Below are 18013 nucleotides of genomic sequence, written 5' to 3'. Positions count from 1 at the left end.
GGATTTCGGCGGAGAGCGGGATTTACTTTCTGGGTTTGCCGAACCTGGTGAACCGCGCGTCTTCGTTTATCTACGGGGTTTGGCATGATGCGAAGTACGTGGCCGATCATATTGTCTTGCAGAATGAGTACATGGCCTATAGCAAGCCGTGAGGTGCCTTGCCCCATTGCCTACAGTTGCGTCAGAATCCGCCGGCTTGTGCGCTTGGGTATGGGGCTCTAAGGTTGCTCGGTCGCTGAAACCTCAGTGATCGGGTTTAGTAGCCCGAAGTATTCTAGTCAATGTGCATAAGCATCATCTGTCAGACGTCTTTGTCTGTGTTTAATGGTGGCTGTGTGCAGGGCGCCCTCGGGCGCGCCGGTTTTGTCTGGAATATCCGGTCTACTAACCTGCACACAGCTGCCACCTTTCGTTTAGTAGCGATAAGGCGGGGGCCAAAATGGAGCATCCAGACAATGTTCAAGGTTACCCCTAATCCTCCGGGAACTTCCGATCCAAAACTCCACCAGGCCGCCCAGCGCGCCATGGATAACTACCTCAATCCCAGTTCCAAACCCGCCCCAACGCCCTCAGCCCTGTTCAGCGTTCCCAGCCTCAGCTTTTACTCGTTCAACTCACCCTCACCGAGGGTAATTTGCTTATGGATCATGGCAGCACACGCACAGCTTGTTGCCATCAGTATCTCGAAAATACGCGCCGTAATAATCGGGGTGGTAGTGAGGCCTTAATCCAGGCTCTCCTTCACATATCCCGCCGAGCGCCAACGCCGCTGTATAACTTCTTCTAACCGCTTCCCGACTGGGCGCAAGTAGCCCCACCATCTGCCCATTCCCGGGTGCACTCGGGTTGCCATCAAATGGCGCCCCAATGACGAAGATCGGACGAGGTGCGGTTTCAGCCACCCAACCGGCCCACGGTTTATCCGCATCGCAAAATTTCAACCTGAGGCCCAACTCAGCCATCACCTTCGAATAGAAAGCAAAAGCCCGATCAAAATCACCTGTACCTAAAAACACATGGGAAATCATGGTGGCTACCCTGGGGCAATGAATGCCCATGAGTCTGGCGCGAAATGATTGCTGGCGAAAGCTTGATGACTCCGCCCGGCATATGTACGGCTCCCATCCCCTCATACGCCAATGAAAACCGCAAATCCCAACAATCCGCAGGGTGCCGCCCGGCATTTCGTCAACCCATAATGGGCTTACAACAATAAAGGGGCTCACCCCGGGGCGCGTAAGCCATGTACAGAGACCATATTGTCAAGACCCGCATGACGGACAGCGCGGTATTCATGGGCGCGGTGGCCGTGGTGATTTTCATCATCACGCTCGCCTGCGGCGTCGGTGAAGGCCGCCTCTCCCACTTGATGGGCCCCATCGTTCTCGACCTGAAGGCACCACTGGCACGAGATATTGCAGTGGGCGGCACGTTCACCCTGACGGTGGTGCTGAACCTGTTCATCCTTGGCCGCTTTCCCTTGCGCGCGCAGATCATCACGGTCTGGTGCGAGTTGCTGGTGCTGTTCCTGTTATTCTTCGACACCTTCAACCTTTCCTACAGTTTCATCGCGACCAAAATCGGCTTCATGATCACCCAGGGGGTGTTCACCACCGTCTACGTGTCGGCGATTTCGATTGCGATTGCGTTCGTCCTGGCGCTGCTGGGCGCCACCGCGCGCTTGTCTTCCAACGGCTTCGCGATTGCGATTGCGAGCTTCTACACCTCGTTTTTCCGCGGTGTTCCGCTGCTGATCCAGATCTATCTGATTTACCTGGGCATCCCTCAACTGGGCTATGTCGTCGGAGCGGTTCCAGCCGGGATCCTGGCGCTCTCGCTGTGTTATGGCGCCTACATGACGGAGATCTTCCGCGCCGGTATCAGCAGCATCTCGCGGGGCCAGTGGGAAGCCTCGCGGGCGATTGGCCTGAACCCGTTCCAGACGATGACCCGGGTGATTCTCCCGCAGTCCATGCGCTTGATCATTCCGCCAACGGGCAACCAGTTCATCTCGATGCTCAAGGACAGTTCGCTGGTGTCGGTGATCGGCGTCTGGGAGCTGATGTTCCTGGCACGAACCCAGGGACGCGCCGAGTTCCGGCACCTGGAAATGCTGATCACCGCCGCCGTGCTGTATTGGCTGCTGTCGATCGTGCTGGAAACCGTCCAGGCCCGCCTGGAAAAGCACTTCAACCGCGCCCATCGCTGAACCAGGAGCATGACGATGAATCAGCCCTCGATAGTCCCTGCTCCATACCCTGCAATATCGATCCAGGACATGCATAAATGGTATGGCGATTTTTATGTGCTCAAGGGCATCGACCTGCACATTGCCAGCGGTGAAATCGTGGTGGTCTGCGGGCCGTCGGGCTCCGGCAAGTCCACGTTGATTCGCTGCCTGAACCTGCTGGAAGACTTCCAGAAAGGCCACGTGTTCATCGAGGGCACCGAGTTGACCCGTGATGCCGCCTGCGTGGCGAGCATAAGGCGCCAGGTCGGCATGGTGTTCCAGCAGTTCAACCTGTTCCCGCACATGACGGTGCTGGAGAACCTCATGGTGGGACCGCGCCTGGTGAGCAAGCTCAGCGAGCCCCAGGCCCGCGAGCTGGCCTATGAATACCTGGACCGAGTGCGCATCGGGAACCAGGCCGACAAATACCCCAGCCAGCTCTCGGGCGGCCAGCAGCAGCGCGTCGCCATTGCCCGGGCCTTGTGCATGCGCCCGCGCATCATGCTGTTCGACGAGCCCACGTCGGCCCTTGACCCCGAGATGGTCAAGGAGGTGCTGGACGTGATGGGCGAACTGGCCCAGGACGGCATCACCATGGTCTGCGTCACCCACGAGATGGGATTCGCCCGGCGGGTGGCCGACCGGATCATCTTCATGGACCAGGGCTGCATCATCGAGCAAGCCAAACCCACCGAGTTTTTTGACAACCCGCAGCACGAGCGTGCCCGGGAATTCCTGTCGCAGATTCTCAGCCACTGAGCAGCACCGTCGAACCTTGCGAAGTCACCGATAAAAACAACAGGCACCGCACTCAAGATACTGGAGGCTTACCCATGATCTCGTTCACTCGCTTCTTCACCGCAGCCGCTGTCGCCACCGCCCTCACCAGCCTCACAGGTGCGGCCTGGGCGGGCTCGACCCTCGACCGCATCCATGAAACCAAGGTGATCAAGGTGGCCACGTCGGCCAACTGGCCACCGCAATCGTTCCTGGGCCCGGACAATAAGCTGCAAGGCTTCGATATCGACGTCGCCAGCGAAATCGGCAAACGCCTGGGCAGCAAAGTCGACTTCGTGACGCCCGAATACGGGATCATCACCGCCGGGCGCTGGTCGAGCCGCTGGGACCTGTCGGTCGGCTCCATGACGCCTACCACCGAGCGCACCCGGGTGCTCGACTTCCCCGCGATCTACTACTACACCCCGTATGTATTCGCGGTGCACAAGGACGCGGCCGAGACCAAAGTGGCGGACCTGAACGGCAAGATCATCGGCGTCGAAGCCGGTACGACTTCGGAGGACTATATCAACCGCCGCCTGAAGATCGACGCCGCCGATGTGCCGCCGTTCACTTACGAAGTCACCCCCGGCGAGGTTCGCACGTACGGCGACAGCATGGGCCCGCTGGATGACCTGCGCATGGGAGACGGGGTGCGCCTGAACGCAACCCTGTCCGCCCTGCCCACCATCGTCGCCGCCGTCAAGAATGGCTACCCCATCGTCAGGGTGGAAGGCAAACCCGCCTACTACGAACCCCTGGCCATCGCCGTGGACAAGGGCGATGAGGCGTTCAACAGCGCGCTGACCAAGATCGTCGCCGACATGAAAGCCGATGGCACGCTCAAGCAATTGTCAGAGAAATGGTACGGCGCCGACCTCACCCAGGTGCAGTAAAAAACCCCACAGGCCGTACAGGCGCCCCGTCCTCGACGCGGCGCGCTGTATGCCTGCGCCGCGAAAAAAGGACGACCGACTTCATGCACACCTATAACAACAATTACTACACCGCCACGATGCGCGACACGACTGAACGCCAGGCGCTGTGTGGCAACGCCCGGGCCGATGTGTGCGTGATCGGCGCCGGGCTGGCGGGGCTGAGCACGGCGTGGGAACTGGTCTCCCGCGGGCAGTCGGTGGTGCTGCTGGATGCCGGTCGCGTGGCCTGGGGAGCGTCGGGGCGCAACGGTGGCTTCGTGCTCCAGGGCTGGTCCGAAGGGTTGGCCGCCATCGAGCGACGCTGCGGCAAACCTACAGCCGCCGCGCTGTTCAAACTGTCGCTTGAAGGCGTCGAGATTGTTCGGGGCATGATCGCCGGTCATCAGTTGCCCGGCTGCACGCCAACCCCGGGAAAACTGAGTGTGGTGCGCTACGAGGATGGCGACAACCTGCAGCGTGTGCGGGACAAAATGGCCGCGGATTTCGACTTTCACCTCGACTACCTGGATCGCCAGGCGGTGCGCGAAAAGCTCAAGACCGAGCGGTATTTCCAGGCGCTGCGCGACAACCATGGCTTTCACTTCCACCCCTTGAACTATTGCCTCGGCCTGGCCCGACTGATCGAGCAAAGTGGTGGCAAAATCCATGAACGCTCGCCCATGACCGCCGTCGAAAGCCGCAACGGGCGACACCGGGTCATCACCGATCAGGGCACTGTCGATTGTGCCCACGTGGTGTACTGCTGCGGCGGCTATGGGGGGCCTGAGTTCGGCAAATTACGCCGCGCCTTCCTGCCCATCGCGACCTATGCAGTGCTGACCGAGCACCTGGGCGATCGCCTGGCCGAGGCGGTCTGTACCTCCGATGCCGTGGGCGATAACCGCCGGGCCTCGGACTATTACCGCATCGTCGAGGGCGACCGCCTGCTCTGGGGCGGCCGCATTACCACGCGCAACCTGCAGGATGAGAAACGCCTGGGGCAATTGCTGACGCAGGATATCCTCGACGTTTATCCGCAATTGCGCGGCATCAGGATCGACAAGGCCTGGTCCGGGTTGATGGGTTATGCGCGGCACAAGATGCCGCACATTGGCCCGCTGGGGCAGGGATTGTGGGCGTGTACATCATTTGGTGGCCATGGTATGAACACCGCGCCGATCGGCGCACGCGTCATCGCCGAGGCGATCTGCGGCGAAACCGATCGCTACCGCCTGTTCGATGCCTACGGCCTGGAATGGAATGGCGGCCCCCTGGGCCCGGCGGCCGCACAAACGGTTTACGCCGGCCTGAAAATGATGGATATGTTTCAGGAAAAGCGCTCGCAACACAGGGCGACTCATAAAAACTGAACCCCAGCGAGGGTCAAGGACGTGTCCATGGATACGCAGAATCCCGGTCCACTGTTTAACCTCACCGACAAGGACAGGCAATTGCTTGGCCTGCTGCAAGCCAACGCACGCGAACCCACCGCGTCATTGGCCCGCAAGCTCGGGGTCTCGCGCTCTGCGGTGCAGGAGCGGATTACCCGCCTGGAAAAGGCCGGCGTCATCACCGGCTACAGCGTGCGCATCGACCAGGACCGGCTTCAGCAGACGGTGACCTGCTTTACCATGACCTCCTGCACCAACAAGAGCTACACCGATGTGATGACCTCGCTGCGCAGGATGGAAGCGGTGCAGGCCGTTTACGCGGTCTCGGGAGAGTCCGATTTCATCATTCACCTGGCCACCGCCACCCTGAGCGAACTCAATGCCGAGCTCATCAGGATCAACATGATCAAAGGGGTGGCGCACACCGCTTCGCATATCGTGATGGAAACCAAGTTCAGCCGGAAACTGATGGTGTGAAGTGCTGCTGGCCGTGGGAAACCGCGCGCCTCACGCCCCCCCTCGGCTGCCATAGCGACTCAGCCACCTGACAAGTCATTCCTTGCAAAATAATTCGCCTCAACGCAATATTAAAAGCAATTGCTTGGTTAATTACCTCAAGCCTGACGCTTATGCCCTTCGCCGGCTTCCATTCCGCGAACGCATTACAAGGAATCGTTGATGCAAACCCAAGACAGCAGTTGGGGCGAGTTGCTTAGCGGCAAGAACGCCACCCGCTCCATTGCCCTTTCAGGCGGCATCGCGCTGTATGCCACCAACACCTATATCGCCACCACCATCCTGCCGTCGGTGGTGGCCGAAATCGGCGGCCTGGCGCTTTATGCGTGGAGCACCACACTGTACGTGGTGGCCTCGATCCTCGGTTCCGCCCTCACCTCCAAGCTGTTGCAACGCACCGGTCCACGGCTGGCGTATGCGCTGGCCACACTGGTGTTCATGGTAGGCGTGCTGATCTGTGCCCTGGCGCCGAACATGCCGGTGATGCTCGCGGGGCGCTCCATCCAGGGGCTGGGCGGCGGGGTCTTGCTGGCCCTGTGTTACTCGATGATCCAACTGGTGTTCGAAGAGCGCCTGTGGCCGCGCGCAATGGCACTGGTGTCGGGGATGTGGGGCGTGGCGACGCTCGTCGGGCCGGCGGTGGGTGGCGTGTTTGCCGAGATGGACGCGTGGCGCCTGGCCTTCGGCTCGATGGTGCCGGTGAGCCTGGCGTACATGGTACTCACCAGCCGCGCCCTGCCCCCGCGCGACACCACGGCGACCGCCACCGCTCGTTTGCCGGTGCCGCAACTGGTGCTGCTGGCGGGCGCGGTGCTGGCGGTGTGTGCCGGCAGCGTCTCGGCGCTGCCGAGCTGGAACCTGTTGGGTATCGCCACCTGCGTCGTGCTGGTGGTGCTGTTGATCCGCAAGGAGTCCAGCGCCACCGTGCGTCTTTTGCCCCGGGATGCATTGAAGTTCAGCACCCCGCTCTGCGCGCTTTATGCGACCACCTGCCTGTTGGTGATCGGCATGAGCAGCGAGATCTTCATGCCGTACTTTCTGCAGCACTTGCATGGCCAGTCGCCGCTGATCGCCGGTTACATGGCCGCGCTGATGGCGGCCGGCTGGACGGTCTCGGAAATCATCAGCTCCGGCTGGACCGGCCGCGGTCCACATCGCGCCATCATCGCGGGGCCATTGTTTATCGTGGCGGGCTTGATGATGCTGGCGATCACTACGCCCATCGCCAGCCAGGGCGAATGGACATTGCTGGCCCCTATCTGCCTGGGGCTGTTCCTGGTGGGGTTCGGCATCGGCCTGGGTTGGCCGCACCTGCTGACGCGCATCCTGCAAGTGGCTTCGGAACAGGACAAGGACACGGCCGCTTCGTCGATCACCACCCTGCAACTGTTCGCCATGGCCATGGGCGCGGCGCTGGCGGGGGTGATCTCGAACATGGCGGGCATCAATGAAGTGGCGGGCAATGGCGGCATCGCCCATGCCGCGCGCTGGCTGTTCGCGCTGTTTACCCTGGCACCCGTGTTGGCGCTGTTGATGGCGCTGCGGGCAACGCGGACAAAGCCGATCGAAGGCGCGCCCCTCGACCTTGGAATCGTCCAACCTGCCCCCATAACTAGCGAGGTATCCAACAAGGGGAAGCACAGACCATGACCAACCCGACCGAAACCGCCCTGCTCGCCGGCGGCTGCTTCTGGGGCATGCAAGACCTGCTGCGCCGCTACCCCGGCGTGCTGCACACGCGGGTCGGCTACACCGGCGGCGATGTGCCGAATGCCACGTATCGCAACCACGGCAACCATGCCGAAGCCATCGAGATCGTCTTCGACCCGACGGTGATCACTTACCGGCAGATCCTCGAGTTCTTTTTCCAGATCCACGACCCCAGCACGCCCAACCGCCAGGGCAACGACCTGGGCCCCAGCTACCGTTCGGCGATTTATTACCTGAGCGAACAGCAACGCGACATCGCTGAAGACACCGCCGCCGACGTCGACGCCTCAAAGCTGTGGCCGGGCCGTGTCGTCACCGAGATCGAACCGGCGGGGCCGTTCTGGGAGGCGGAGCCGGAGCATCAGGATTACCTGGAGCGGATTCCGAATGGCTATACCTGCCACTTCATCCGACCCAACTGGAAACTGCCGAAACGCGGTTGAAAATGTGGGAGCGGGCTTGCCCGCGAAAGCGGTGTGTCAGTCAGCAAGTTCTTCACTGACCCACCGCCTTCGCGAGCAAGCCCGCTCCCACATAAAGCAGTTCCTACACAAAGCGCCTCCCTCACAAGGCGCATTTCCCTCAGCGCATTTGCAGAATGATCGGGCTACTACTCGCCGGGCCCGTGTGCTCACGCAACTTGCCCACCGCCTTGGCATCCACCGCCCCACCCTGATTGCCCCAGGTGCCGCGCACAAACGTCAGCACTTCAGCAATCTCCTGGTCCGACAACTGCTCACGGAACGCCGGCATGCGATAAGCGTCCGCCACATTGGCCGCCACTACGCGCTGCGAGCCATTGAGGGTGATGTTGATCGCCGAGGCGTCCTCCTTGGCCAGTGCGGAGGTGGCGCCGGCCAGCGGCGGCATCCAGTCCGGTTGCCCTTTGCCTTCCAGCCCGTGGCACGAGGCGCAGCGGGTCACATAGGTATGCGCACCCGGCGCATCCAGGCGTTGCGCAGCCGACACCGCCTGATACTGCCAGGCCGCACCGTCGCGCTGCTCGTCGCCCGGCAATGACCGCAGATAGCGTGCAATCGCCGCCAGGTCATCGTCGCTCATGAACTGCGTGGAGTTGTTGAACGCCTCGGTCATCGAGCCATAAACCACCGCATGTTTGTTGCGACCGGTCTTGAGGAACTGCACCACTTCCGGCTCGCTCCAGCGCCCCAGGCCGGTGTTGGGATCATCCCGCAGGCTCGGTGCATACCAGCCGTCGAGCAAGCCACCGGCCAGGTACGGCTTGCCACTTTCATCCAGTGCCTTCTCGTTGAAGGCCAGGCCCCGTGGTGTGTGACAACTGCCGCAATGCCCCGGGCCCTGCACGATGTAGGCGCCCCGGTTCCACAGTTCATCCTTCCCGGCCTTCGCGACATACGGCTTGCTGTCGGTAAACACGCCATTCCACAGCGCGATCGGCCACCGCATATTCAATGGCCACGGGATCGAACTCTTGATATTGGTCTGCTGCACCGGCGCCACGCCCTTCATGAAGAACGCGTACAGGGCGCGCACATCATCGTCGCTGAGCTTGGCATAGGACGGGTACGGCATCGCCGGATACAGGCGGCGCCCACCCGGCGCGACACCCTGGCGCACCGCGCGGTCGAAGTCGGCGAGGCTGTAGCTGCCAATACCGGTTTCCGGGTCTGGCGTGACGTTGGTGGCGTGGATCGCCCCCAGCGGCGTGGCCATCTCCAGGCCACCGGCAAAGGGCTTGCCGTTGGGCACGCTGTGGCACGCCACACAGTCGCTGAGCCGGGCGACATACTCGCCTCGGGCGACCAGCGCCGGGTCCGTGGCGACGGGCTCGGCCCCCAGCGGCGAGACAGGCTCGCGGGTGACATACCAGGCCAGCAGGCCTGCGGCGACCAGGCACGGCAGCGCCAGCCAGCCAACGGTTCTTGCGAATCGACGGTTGTTCATAAATGCTCAGGCCCCGGTCAGGTGAAGGAGTGGCGGCTTAACGGCATGCTGCGAACGCGCTGCCCGGTCAACGCCGCGACGGCGTTGGCCACGGCAGGCGCCACGGCGGGCAGCGGCGGTTCGCCAATACCGCCCATTTTTTCCCCGCTCTCGATCACGCGCACGTGCACCCGGGCCATCCGCGAAGGCGGCAGCACCGGGTACAAATCGTAGTTACGCGCCCGAGGCAAGCCGTCCACATACACCGCTTCCTCCAACAGCACCTGGGACAAGCCCAGCGACACTGCCCCATTCACCTGCGCCTCGACAATCGCCGGGTTGACGATGCTGCCCGGGTCGATTGCCTGCCAGATGTCGTGCACCTTGACCTGGCCGTTCTCGATCGACACCTCGGCAATCACCGCCGTCTGGGTGCCGAACGGTGACGCCATCGCCACCCCGCGTGCGCGCTTGCTGCCGTCCTCGGCAACAAACGGCCCACGTTTCCAGCCACCCGACAACTCGCCCACCGCCCTCAGCAGAGTGGTCAGCCGCTGGTTATCCCGCAACAGATGCAGGCGCAACTCGAACGGGTCCTTGCCACCCTTGTCGGCCAGTTCATCCAGGAAGGATTCGTAGAAAAAGTCATTCAGCGAATTGCCCACCGAACGCCAGTAGCCCAGCATCACCGGGCCCTTCACATAGATCTGCGCGATACGCTTGTTGGGAATCGCATAGGACTTGCCGGACAGTCCCTCAAGGGCCGTCGGGTCGAGCTTCTCGCCCTGCTTGCCCGCCAGGGCCTCGGTTGGCCCCTCCGTGGCACTCACCGCTTCAATCGCCACCGGCCAGCCGTCGCTGTCCAGCGCCCCACGGAAATTCACCGCTGCGACCGGGCGCAGCACATCCCGCAGGAATTCTTCTTCGCGGCTCCAGATTAACTTCACCGGGCGCCCCACCGCCTTGGCCAACTCGATGGCCTGCGGGTAAGGACTGGCCGAGTCATACAGGAAGTGCCGCCCGAAAAAACCACCCAACAACGGCGAATGCAGGGTAATCCGCTCCGGGGCCAGGCCGGTGCGCTTGGCGATATCGGCCAGGAACATGTCCTGCGCCTGATTCGGCAGCCAGATCTCCAGCGAACCGTCAGGGTTGAAGCGCGCCAGCGCCGAAGGCGGCTCCAACTGGGCATGGTGCAGGTACTGGTTGTGGTAAGTGGCCTCGACCCTGGTCTTGGCATTGGCCAGCGTGCCGGCCACGTCGCCCTCGTTCTCATCATCACGGGCCGGGCCGGTTTCTGCGGCCAGGCGCTTGAAATGCTCGTCGCTGGAAAAGTCCTTCGGCATCCCGCGCACCTTGGAATCAGCCGTCGGCTCCAGCCAGTCGACCTGAATCGACTCCACCGCACGCTTGGCATGCCACCAACGCTCGGCCACCACCGCCACCGCACCGGGCAGGCGATGCACCGAATGCACGCCCGGCATGGCCTTGACCTGGTCTTCGTTGCGCAGGCTGCCCACGGTCATGCCGAGCCGGGGCGCATGCTGCACGGCGGCATGGAGCATGCCGTCGACCTTCATATCAATGCTGTACAGCGCCTTGCCGGTGGACTTGTCATACGCATCGAGACGCTTCACCGGCTTGCCGATCCAACGGAACTGGCTTGGATCGCGCAGCTTCACACTGGACACATCCGGTACCGGCAGGTCCATCGCCCGCCCGGCCAATTCGCCATACGCAAGGGAACGCCCGGACGCCGCGTGTACCACCTTGCCCGGCTCGGTCGACAGCTCGCTCACCGGTACCTTCAGCGCCTGCGCCCCGGCCTCCAGCAACATCGCCCGGGCCAGCGCACCCAGCCGGCGCATCGTGGGGTAACTCATCCGCACCGACATACTGCCGCCGGTGATGCGCATGCCGTTCTCCATCACCACAAAGGCTTCACCGGGCGGGGCACACTCAACCAGGAACGTGGCCGGGTCGGCGTCCAACTCCTCGCCGACAATCTGCGCCATCGCGGTGAACGTGCCCTGGCCGCCTTCGATAAACGGACTGAGCAAACGAATCGTGTTGTCCGGGCGAATCTCCAGGAAGGCCGGCACCTGCGTACCGCGTTCGGCCGTGGCCGCGGCGGTGGCCGCCTGCACTCGGCCAGACCCCAGCGGCAGGCCAAAACCGATCACCAGCGCGCCCACGGCCGTACTGGCCAGGAAGCGACGGCGGGACAGGTTCACCGGGTCAGTCAGCGCCGCGACCAAGGGCAGCGCAGTGGGATCAATGCGAATGTTCATCAGGCCTCTCCCTTCTGCGCAAGGTCATGCACGGCGGCATGAATGGCGTTATAGGTGCCACAGCGACAGAGGTTGACCATGGCGGCCTCGATCTGCGCATCACTGGGCTTGGGCGTGTGCTTGAGCAGCGCGGTGGCCGCCATTACCTGGCCGGATTGGCAGTAGCCGCATTGGGCGACCTGGTATTCGACCCAGGTGGCGACGACCCGCTTGCCGACGTCATCGGACTCGATGGCTTCGATGGTGGTGATTTCGCGGCCGACCACGCCGGAAACGGGCGTGACGCAGGAACGCACGACATTGCCGTCCACAAGCACCGAACACGCACCGCATTGCGCCAGGCCGCAGCCGTATTTGGTGCCGGTCATGCCCAGGTTGTCGCGGATGACCCAGAGCAGAGGCGTGTCGGGTTCGGCGTCGACTTGGTGGGTCTGCTGGTTAATTCGTAATTCCATGGCTCACCCGCTGATCATCGGTTGGTGTTGCATTTTTTAGTATTTTTAGACGGCAAGACGGGGCCTCGCCGCTGGGCATCGATGGCCCGTCTGGTTCGCGCGCGCGTGGTTTGAGTAGTCTAGCGGGCGATGGGAATGACTTTAGACCCTGGTTCATCAAGGCGCTATGCAGGGGTGGGCAAGATCGCAGGATTAGGCAAGCATTCAAGAGGATTGCGTCAGGGGGAGCGGCCTGTGGTGTCAGTGGCGGTCACGCCGGGTGGTGTTCCACCAGAAAGTCGACAAATGCCCTGACCCGCGCAGGCATCGCCGCGCCGCCGACGAACACCGCGTGAATCGGCTCCTGGTCTCCGGGGTTGTACGCTTCAAGCAACGGCACCAGATCACCGCTGGCCAGGTCATCTGCCACGCTGAATGCGCCAATGCGTGCGATGCCGGCACCCAGCTTGGCCAGCTGGGACAATACCTCCCCGCTGTTACCCTCGATCGTACCCGACACCTGCAGCGAAAAATCGCGCCCGTCCACGCGAAACGGCCAGTCTGGTGCTGCCCGGCGGAAGTTGAAACGCAGGCAGTTGTGGTTGAGCAAATCCTGCGGCACCTGCGGCGTGCCATGACGCGCCAGGTAGTCCGGAGAAGCCACGATCACCTCTCCGATGGAGCCGATAAGGCGAGCGGTCAAGGGGCTGTCGGCCAATTGACCGAAGCGGATTGCAACGTCCGCTTGCCCGCCCAGGATATCCACCACCTCATCCTCCAGCCGCAACTCAACCACGATGGCCGGGTAGCGCGCGCTGAACGCGGCAACCAGCGGCACGATCGACAGCCGCCCGTGTGCGAGCGCCGCGCTGACCCTCAGCCGCCCCCGTGGCGCGCCCTGGTCGGTGATCGCATCCTCGACTTCGGCCATGTCCGCCAGGATCCGCCGGGCGCCGCGCAAATACGCTTCGCCTTCGGCGGTGAGCGTGATCGCCCGGGTGGTGCGCAGCAGCAGGCGGGTGCCTATGCGCCCCTCGATGCGGGTGATGATGCGGCTGATGGATGACGGCGTGAGGCCCAGCACCCGAGCCGCCCCCGAGAGGCTGCCCTGCTCCGCGACCATGGCGAACACCGCCATCTCCCCCGACCGACCGCCTATGTCCACTTGTGATCTCCACGCAAAGCTGTAGTGCCCTGCCGAGGGCTACCGCCTGAAAAGTCGTGATTGTAGCATTTGATACAAAGATGAGGAGTCACCCATGCGTATCAACCCACCCCTTGTAGCACTGTCCATCGGCGCCTTCGGCATCGGGGTCACCGAGTTTGCCCCCATGGGCATGTTGCCCGGGATCGCCGCCGACCTCGGTGTTTCCATTCCCGCCGCCGGGCTGCTGGTCAGCGCCTATGCCATGGGCGTGCTGATCGGCGCCCCGATCATGACCCTCGCGACAGCCAGGGTGGCGCGCCGTTATCTGCTGGTGGGCCTGATGGCCATTTTCACCCTGGGTAATCTGCTGTCCGCCCTGGCCACCGACTACCAGACCCTGATGGTCGCCCGGTTGGTGACATCGCTGAATCACGGGGCATTCTTCGGCATCGGCTCCATCGTGGCAGCGAGTGTGGTGGCGCCCGACAAACGCGCGGGGGCCGTCGCCGCGATGTTCCTCGGGCTGACCCTGGCGACCATCGGTGGCGTGCCCCTGGCAACCTGGTTCGGCGAGAACTTCGGCTGGCGTACGGCGTTCTGGGGCATCAGCGGGCTCGGGGCGTTCGTGATGGTGGCCCTGTGGTGGGCGCTACCGAATACGCCCGCTCCAAAAGGGGGAAGCCTGATGGCCGAAATCCGCGTACTGGGCCGCGGGCCGGTACTGGCAGCGCTGGCGTTGACCGTGGTGGGGTCCAGCGCCATGTTCACGGTGTTTACCTATATCGCGCCGATTCTGCGGGATGTCACCCACGCCTCGACCAACTTCGTCACCGCAATGCTCGTGCTGTTCGGGATCGGCCTGACCCTCGGCAACGTCTGGGGCGGCAAGTCTGCGGACCGTTCGGTGGACCGCACCCTGATAACGTCGCTCGTGGTCCTGATTGCCGTGCTGCTGGCCTTCTCTGTGCTTATGCAATGGCCGCTGCCCGCCGCCTTGTCGATCCTGCTGTGGGGCGCCGCCAGCTTTGCGCTGGTACCTCCCCTGCAGATGCGCGTGATGGAAGCCGCCAAGGATGCACCCAACCTGGCCTCGGCGATGAACATCGGTGCGTTCAACTTCGGTAACGCCATTGGCGCGGCGCTGGGGGGAGCAGTGATCAACGCAGGGCTGGGCTACCCGGCCATTTCGCTGGCTGGTGCGATCATGGCGGCCCTGGGTTTGCTGATGGTGCTGGGCCTTGGCTGGCGCTCGCGGCGCACAGATTCACGTATCTGCCAGGAACCGGCGCAGGCATAAAGACAGCCGCGCTTAGACGCCCCCCTACACCCTCCCCTCTGAAAAGCCCCGAATCCCGGGGCTTTTTTGCGTCTGCCTGGCCGCCATCCATCGCTGCAAAAAATTTCAACTAGTGACTTTCATTATGAAATCCACTGTGCAATATTACTTGCGTAATATTTAGCAACAGTTCCCGGAGTCCCTCATGAAGAAAGCCAGCTTCCAACCCATGTCCTGCCCGGTCGCCCGTGCCCTGGAGCACATCGGTGATGGTTGGAGCCTGTTGATCCTGCGTGATGCGTTCTACGGGCTGCGCCGTTTCGACGAGTTCCTGCAGAGCCTCGGGATCGCCTCGAACACCCTGACCCGCCGCCTGAATGCGTTGGTGGCCGGCGGCTTGCTGGAACGGCGCCCGTACCAGGACAACCCGCCGCGCCATGAGTACCACCTCACCGAAGCGGGCCGGGACTTGCGCCAGGTCATCCTCACGCTGATGGCCTGGGGCGCGCGGCATGCCGAGGGCTCGACCAAGGTGTTTCTCGCCGATGAGGCCACCGGGCGCCCGGTGGTGCTGGCGTTGATGGATGCCAACACCGGCAACCCCATCACCCGTGCGGGCCACCGCGTACATGTCAGCGCCGATGCCGAACCGCTGACCCTGTGGCGCGCACGAACCGGCCGGGCCTACGCCGAAAAAGACCAGTTGGTCAGCCCCTTCCCCCACTAATACTCAACGAGGTCATTTCGTCATGGACGCTCCAGTCAGCGCTGTGCCCGAACCCACCCAACCATCCCGGCGCAAACAGGTTTTACGCCTGGGGCTGCTGACCCTGGCCGTGGCGGGCGGCGTGTGGTACGCCAGCCACTGGTGGCTGGTCAGCCGGTTTATCGAAGACACCGACGACGCCTATGTCGGGGCGGATGTGACGGTGATCAGCGCCAAAGTGCCGGGTTATATCAGCGAAGTGACGGTGCAGGACAACCAGTTCGTACGGGCCGGCGACGTGCTGGCGCGCATCGATGTGCGCGACTACCGCACGGCCCTGGCCAAAGCCGACGGCGCCGTGGCCGCGCAACAGGCCTCGCTCGCCAACCTCGACGCCACCGAACAACTGCAACTGGCGGTGATCAACCAGGCCAAGGCACAGATCGACGCCACCGATGCCGAAGCACAACGGGCCGGCGACGATCAAACGCGTTACCAGAACCTGGTGCGCAGCCAGGCCGTATCGGTCGAAAGCGCACAGCGGGTCAGCGCCGTATGGAAGACCGCCCGCGCCGACCACTCCCGGGCACAGGCCGGGTTGATGGCGGCGCGCCGGCAAATCGACGTGATTGAAACCCAGCGCGACCAGGCCCGCGCAGCGCTGCAACAGGCCCAGGCCGAACGTGACCAGGCACAATTGAACATCAGCTACACCGAACTGCGGGCCCCAGTGGACGGCTACGTGGGCAATCGCCGCGCCCGGGTCGGTGCCTACGCCGCGGCCGGCAGCCAACTGATCTCGGTGGTGCCCGCGAAAGGATTGTGGGTGGATGCCAACTTCAAGGAAGACCAATTGGGGCGCCTGCAGGTCGGGCAAAGCGTGAGCATCCGCGCCGACATCCTCCCCGGCCGTGAATTCCACGGGCACATCGAGAGCCTGGCCCCTGCCACCGGGGCGCAATTCAGTGTGCTGCCGCCGGAAAACGCCACCGGCAACTTCACCAAGATCGTGCAGCGAGTGCCGGTGCGCGTGCGCCTCGACAGCAATGACGCCGACTTCGGCGCCCTGCGTCCGGGCCTGTCGGTGATGGCGAAGGTCAACACCGATGAGGCGTTCGAGGACCAGGCCAGCGCCCTCAAGGCCCAGCTATGAACAGCCCGTTGCCCGCCCTCAGCACCGCACAAAAGGTCGCGGCCTTCGCCACCATGTGCGTGGGCATGTTCATCGCCTTGATCGACATCCAGATCGTCTCCGCCTCCCTCAAGGACATCGGCGGCGGGTTGTCTGCCGGCGCGGACGATACGGCGTGGGTGCAGACCGCCTACCTGATCGCGGAAATCATCGTGATCCCCATGTCAGGCTGGCTCTCCCGGGTGATGAGCACGCGCTGGCTGTTCGCGGCGTCGGCGGCCGGGTTCACCTTGACCAGCCTGCTGTGCGCGATGGCCTGGAACATCCAGAGCATGATCGCGTTTCGCGCCTTGCAGGGGTTCCTGGGGGGCTCGATGATTCCGTTGGTGTTCACCACCGCGTTCATGTACTTCAACGGCAAGCAGCGGGTGATCGCCGCCTCCACCATCGGCGCCATCGCGTCCCTGGCACCCACATTGGGCCCGGCCGTGGGCGGTTGGATCACCGACATCTCCTCCTGGCACTGGCTGTTCTACATCAACCTGCTGCCCGGCCTCTTCGTGACCTTTGCGGTGCCGATGCTGGTCAAGGTCGACCGCCCCAACCCGTCATTGCTCAAGGGCGCCGACTATATCGGCATGGCGTTGATGGCGGTGTTTCTCGGCTGCCTGGAATACACCCTTGAAGAGGGCCCGCGCTGGAACTGGTTCAGCGACAGCACCATCTCGACCACGGCCTGGATAGCCGCCATCAGCGGCGGGCTGTTTATCTGGCGCTGCCTGGAAATCAAGGAGCCGATCGTCGACCTGCGTGCGCTTCGGGACAGGAACTTCGCCCTGGGCTGCCTGTTTTCATTTATCACCGGCATCGGCATTTTCGCCACCATCTACCTCACGCCGCTGTTTCTCGGGCGGGTGCGCGGGTACGGCTCGCTGGATATCGGCCTGGCGGTGTTTTCCACGGGGGTGTTCCAGTTGCTGGCGATCCCGGTGTACGCCTTGCTGGCCAATCGTTTCGACCTGCGCTGGATTTTGATGTTCGGGTTGTCGTTATTCGCCCTGTCGATGTGGGACTTCTCCCCCATCACCCACGACTGGGGCGCCAGGGAGCTGCTGCTGCCCCAAGCCATACGCGGGTTTGCTCAACAAATGGCAGTGCCGCCGGTGGTCACCCTGACCCTCGGCGCACTGGCCCCCGACCGCCTGAAGCTCGCCTCGGGCCTGTTCAACCTGATGCGCAACCTCGGCGGCGCCATCGGCATCGCCGCCTGCGCCACGGTGCTCAATGACCGCACCAACCTGCACTTCCTGCGCCTGGCGGAACACCTGAACATCCGAAACGAATCGATGAATGTGTGGCTTGACCAGCTTTCCGGGAATGCCCAGTTGCTGGGACAAAACAGCCTGGATTCGAGCCAGTTCGCGCTGAGTCAGCTGTGGGCGCTGACCTGGCGCGAGGCGCAAACGCTGACCTATGCGGACGCATTCCTGATGATCATGGTGTGCTTCATCGTCGCCGTGTTGCTGGTGCCGTTGATGCGCAAGGTGCAGCCGCCGAAGCAGCCTACTGCGGATGCGCATT

At 63.1% G+C, this 18013-nt stretch carries 16 protein-coding genes and 1 pseudogene; 12 read left to right on the top strand and 5 right to left on the bottom strand.

The window, feature by feature from the left end; all coding sequences use genetic code 11:
• A pseudogene (locus tag JV201_RS29665) lies at nt 1-152 on the top strand (FAD-dependent oxidoreductase); the annotation flags it as partial.
• A 486-nt stretch (nt 153-638) separates the two neighbouring features.
• On the opposite strand, the gene JV201_RS11970 reads toward JV201_RS29665, so the two are convergent.
• Complete coding sequence (locus tag JV201_RS11970) at nt 639-1028, bottom strand: VOC family protein (protein WP_219406958.1); 390 nt, start codon at nt 1026-1028, stop codon at nt 639-641.
• Nucleotides 1029-1243: 215 nt separating this feature from the next.
• Here JV201_RS11970 and JV201_RS11965 point away from each other — a divergent pair, with 215 nt between their 5' ends.
• The 7 genes from JV201_RS11965 to msrA all read left to right on the top strand — a co-directional run bounded on the left by JV201_RS11965 (nt 1244) and on the right by msrA (nt 7984).
• Complete coding sequence (locus tag JV201_RS11965; protein ID WP_008434702.1) at nt 1244-2209, top strand: amino acid ABC transporter permease; 966 nt, start codon at nt 1244-1246, stop codon at nt 2207-2209.
• A 15-nt stretch (nt 2210-2224) separates the two neighbouring features.
• Complete coding sequence (locus tag JV201_RS11960) at nt 2225-2989, top strand: amino acid ABC transporter ATP-binding protein (RefSeq protein ID WP_219406957.1); 765 nt, start codon at nt 2225-2227, stop codon at nt 2987-2989.
• A 74-nt stretch (nt 2990-3063) separates the two neighbouring features.
• Nucleotides 3064-3903 (top strand): transporter substrate-binding domain-containing protein, encoded by an 840-nt coding sequence (locus JV201_RS11955; protein WP_003215621.1) that lies wholly within the window; start codon nt 3064-3066, stop codon nt 3901-3903.
• Nucleotides 3904-3986: 83 nt separating this feature from the next.
• Nucleotides 3987-5294, top strand: coding sequence for an FAD-binding oxidoreductase (locus JV201_RS11950; RefSeq protein ID WP_219406956.1), 1308 nt, complete (start codon nt 3987-3989; stop codon nt 5292-5294).
• Nucleotides 5295-5321: 27 nt separating this feature from the next.
• Nucleotides 5322-5792: an Lrp/AsnC family transcriptional regulator gene (locus JV201_RS11945; protein ID WP_003215617.1), complete on the top strand. Its 471-nt coding sequence runs from the start codon at nt 5322-5324 to the stop codon at nt 5790-5792.
• A gap of 201 nt (nt 5793-5993) precedes the next feature.
• Entirely contained in the window at nt 5994-7481 is a 1488-nt protein-coding gene (locus JV201_RS11940) for an MFS transporter (protein WP_003215615.1), read from the top strand.
• Complete coding sequence (gene msrA / locus JV201_RS11935) at nt 7478-7984, top strand: peptide-methionine (S)-S-oxide reductase MsrA (protein WP_003215613.1); 507 nt, start codon at nt 7478-7480, stop codon at nt 7982-7984. The genes JV201_RS11940 and msrA overlap by 4 nt, the downstream gene beginning before the upstream one ends.
• A 139-nt stretch (nt 7985-8123) precedes the next feature.
• Here the strand turns inward: msrA and JV201_RS11930 are convergent, their stop codons facing one another.
• The 4 genes from JV201_RS11930 to JV201_RS11915 all read right to left on the bottom strand — a co-directional run bounded on the left by JV201_RS11930 (nt 8124) and on the right by JV201_RS11915 (nt 13336).
• Nucleotides 8124-9467, bottom strand: a complete 1344-nt coding sequence (locus tag JV201_RS11930) for a cytochrome c (RefSeq protein WP_102605922.1) — start codon at nt 9465-9467, stop codon at nt 8124-8126.
• A 17-nt stretch (nt 9468-9484) separates the two neighbouring features.
• On the bottom strand, nt 9485-11737 hold the full coding sequence (locus tag JV201_RS11925; protein WP_219406955.1) for a xanthine dehydrogenase family protein molybdopterin-binding subunit: 2253 nt from the start codon (nt 11735-11737) through the stop codon (nt 9485-9487).
• The gene (locus tag JV201_RS11920) at nt 11737-12192 is read right to left on the bottom strand and encodes a (2Fe-2S)-binding protein (RefSeq protein ID WP_003215609.1); all 456 of its coding nucleotides are present in this window, start codon (nt 12190-12192) and stop codon (nt 11737-11739) included. Before JV201_RS11920 ends, JV201_RS11925 begins: the two co-directional genes overlap by 1 nt.
• 250 nt (nt 12193-12442) lie before the next feature.
• The gene (locus JV201_RS11915; protein ID WP_023658741.1) at nt 12443-13336 is read right to left on the bottom strand and encodes a LysR family transcriptional regulator; all 894 of its coding nucleotides are present in this window, start codon (nt 13334-13336) and stop codon (nt 12443-12445) included.
• A 94-nt stretch (nt 13337-13430) separates the two neighbouring features.
• Here JV201_RS11915 and JV201_RS11910 point away from each other — a divergent pair, with 94 nt between their 5' ends.
• The 4 genes from JV201_RS11910 to JV201_RS11895 form a co-directional block, all read left to right on the top strand.
• Nucleotides 13431-14615 (top strand): MFS transporter, encoded by a 1185-nt coding sequence (locus JV201_RS11910; RefSeq protein ID WP_219406954.1) that lies wholly within the window; start codon nt 13431-13433, stop codon nt 14613-14615.
• Nucleotides 14616-14799: 184 nt separating this feature from the next.
• Nucleotides 14800-15321, top strand: a complete 522-nt coding sequence (locus tag JV201_RS11905; protein ID WP_102368778.1) for a helix-turn-helix domain-containing protein — start codon at nt 14800-14802, stop codon at nt 15319-15321.
• 22 nt (nt 15322-15343) lie between these two features.
• Nucleotides 15344-16453, top strand: coding sequence for an HlyD family secretion protein (locus JV201_RS11900; protein WP_087694676.1), 1110 nt, complete (start codon nt 15344-15346; stop codon nt 16451-16453).
• Nucleotides 16450-18013, top strand: a 1564-nt coding sequence (locus tag JV201_RS11895) for a DHA2 family efflux MFS transporter permease subunit (RefSeq protein ID WP_177022095.1), incomplete at its 3' end; no start/stop codon positions are given. The genes JV201_RS11900 and JV201_RS11895, both read left to right, overlap by 4 nt.

Origin of the sequence: Pseudomonas sp. Colony2 (genome assembly GCF_019382755.1) — a bacterium.
In the GTDB taxonomy this organism is placed as follows: Bacteria; Pseudomonadota; Gammaproteobacteria; order Pseudomonadales; family Pseudomonadaceae; genus Aquipseudomonas.
The sequence above is the reverse complement of the archived record's forward strand: the minus strand, read 5'-3'. Positions and strand labels throughout refer to the sequence as shown.

Bases quoted from the DNA above. Each gene is read 5' to 3' on its own strand.
- JV201_RS11970 (WP_219406958.1), bottom strand. From the start codon at position 1,028: ATGATTTCCCATGTGTTTTTAGGTACAGGTGATTTTGATCGGGCTTTT.
- JV201_RS11965 (WP_008434702.1), top strand. From the start codon at position 1,244: ATGTACAGAGACCATATTGTCAAGACCCGCATGACGGACAGCGCGGTA.
- JV201_RS11960 (WP_219406957.1), top strand. From the start codon at position 2,225: ATGAATCAGCCCTCGATAGTCCCTGCTCCATACCCTGCAATATCGATC.
- JV201_RS11955 (WP_003215621.1), top strand. From the start codon at position 3,064: ATGATCTCGTTCACTCGCTTCTTCACCGCAGCCGCTGTCGCCACCGCC.
- JV201_RS11950 (WP_219406956.1), top strand. From the start codon at position 3,987: ATGCACACCTATAACAACAATTACTACACCGCCACGATGCGCGACACG.
- JV201_RS11945 (WP_003215617.1), top strand. From the start codon at position 5,322: ATGGATACGCAGAATCCCGGTCCACTGTTTAACCTCACCGACAAGGAC.
- JV201_RS11940 (WP_003215615.1), top strand. From the start codon at position 5,994: ATGCAAACCCAAGACAGCAGTTGGGGCGAGTTGCTTAGCGGCAAGAAC.
- msrA (WP_003215613.1), top strand. From the start codon at position 7,478: ATGACCAACCCGACCGAAACCGCCCTGCTCGCCGGCGGCTGCTTCTGG.
- JV201_RS11930 (WP_102605922.1), bottom strand. From the start codon at position 9,467: ATGAACAACCGTCGATTCGCAAGAACCGTTGGCTGGCTGGCGCTGCCG.
- JV201_RS11925 (WP_219406955.1), bottom strand. From the start codon at position 11,737: ATGAACATTCGCATTGATCCCACTGCGCTGCCCTTGGTCGCGGCGCTG.
- JV201_RS11920 (WP_003215609.1), bottom strand. From the start codon at position 12,192: ATGGAATTACGAATTAACCAGCAGACCCACCAAGTCGACGCCGAACCC.
- JV201_RS11910 (WP_219406954.1), top strand. From the start codon at position 13,431: ATGCGTATCAACCCACCCCTTGTAGCACTGTCCATCGGCGCCTTCGGC.
- JV201_RS11905 (WP_102368778.1), top strand. From the start codon at position 14,800: ATGAAGAAAGCCAGCTTCCAACCCATGTCCTGCCCGGTCGCCCGTGCC.
- JV201_RS11900 (WP_087694676.1), top strand. From the start codon at position 15,344: ATGGACGCTCCAGTCAGCGCTGTGCCCGAACCCACCCAACCATCCCGG.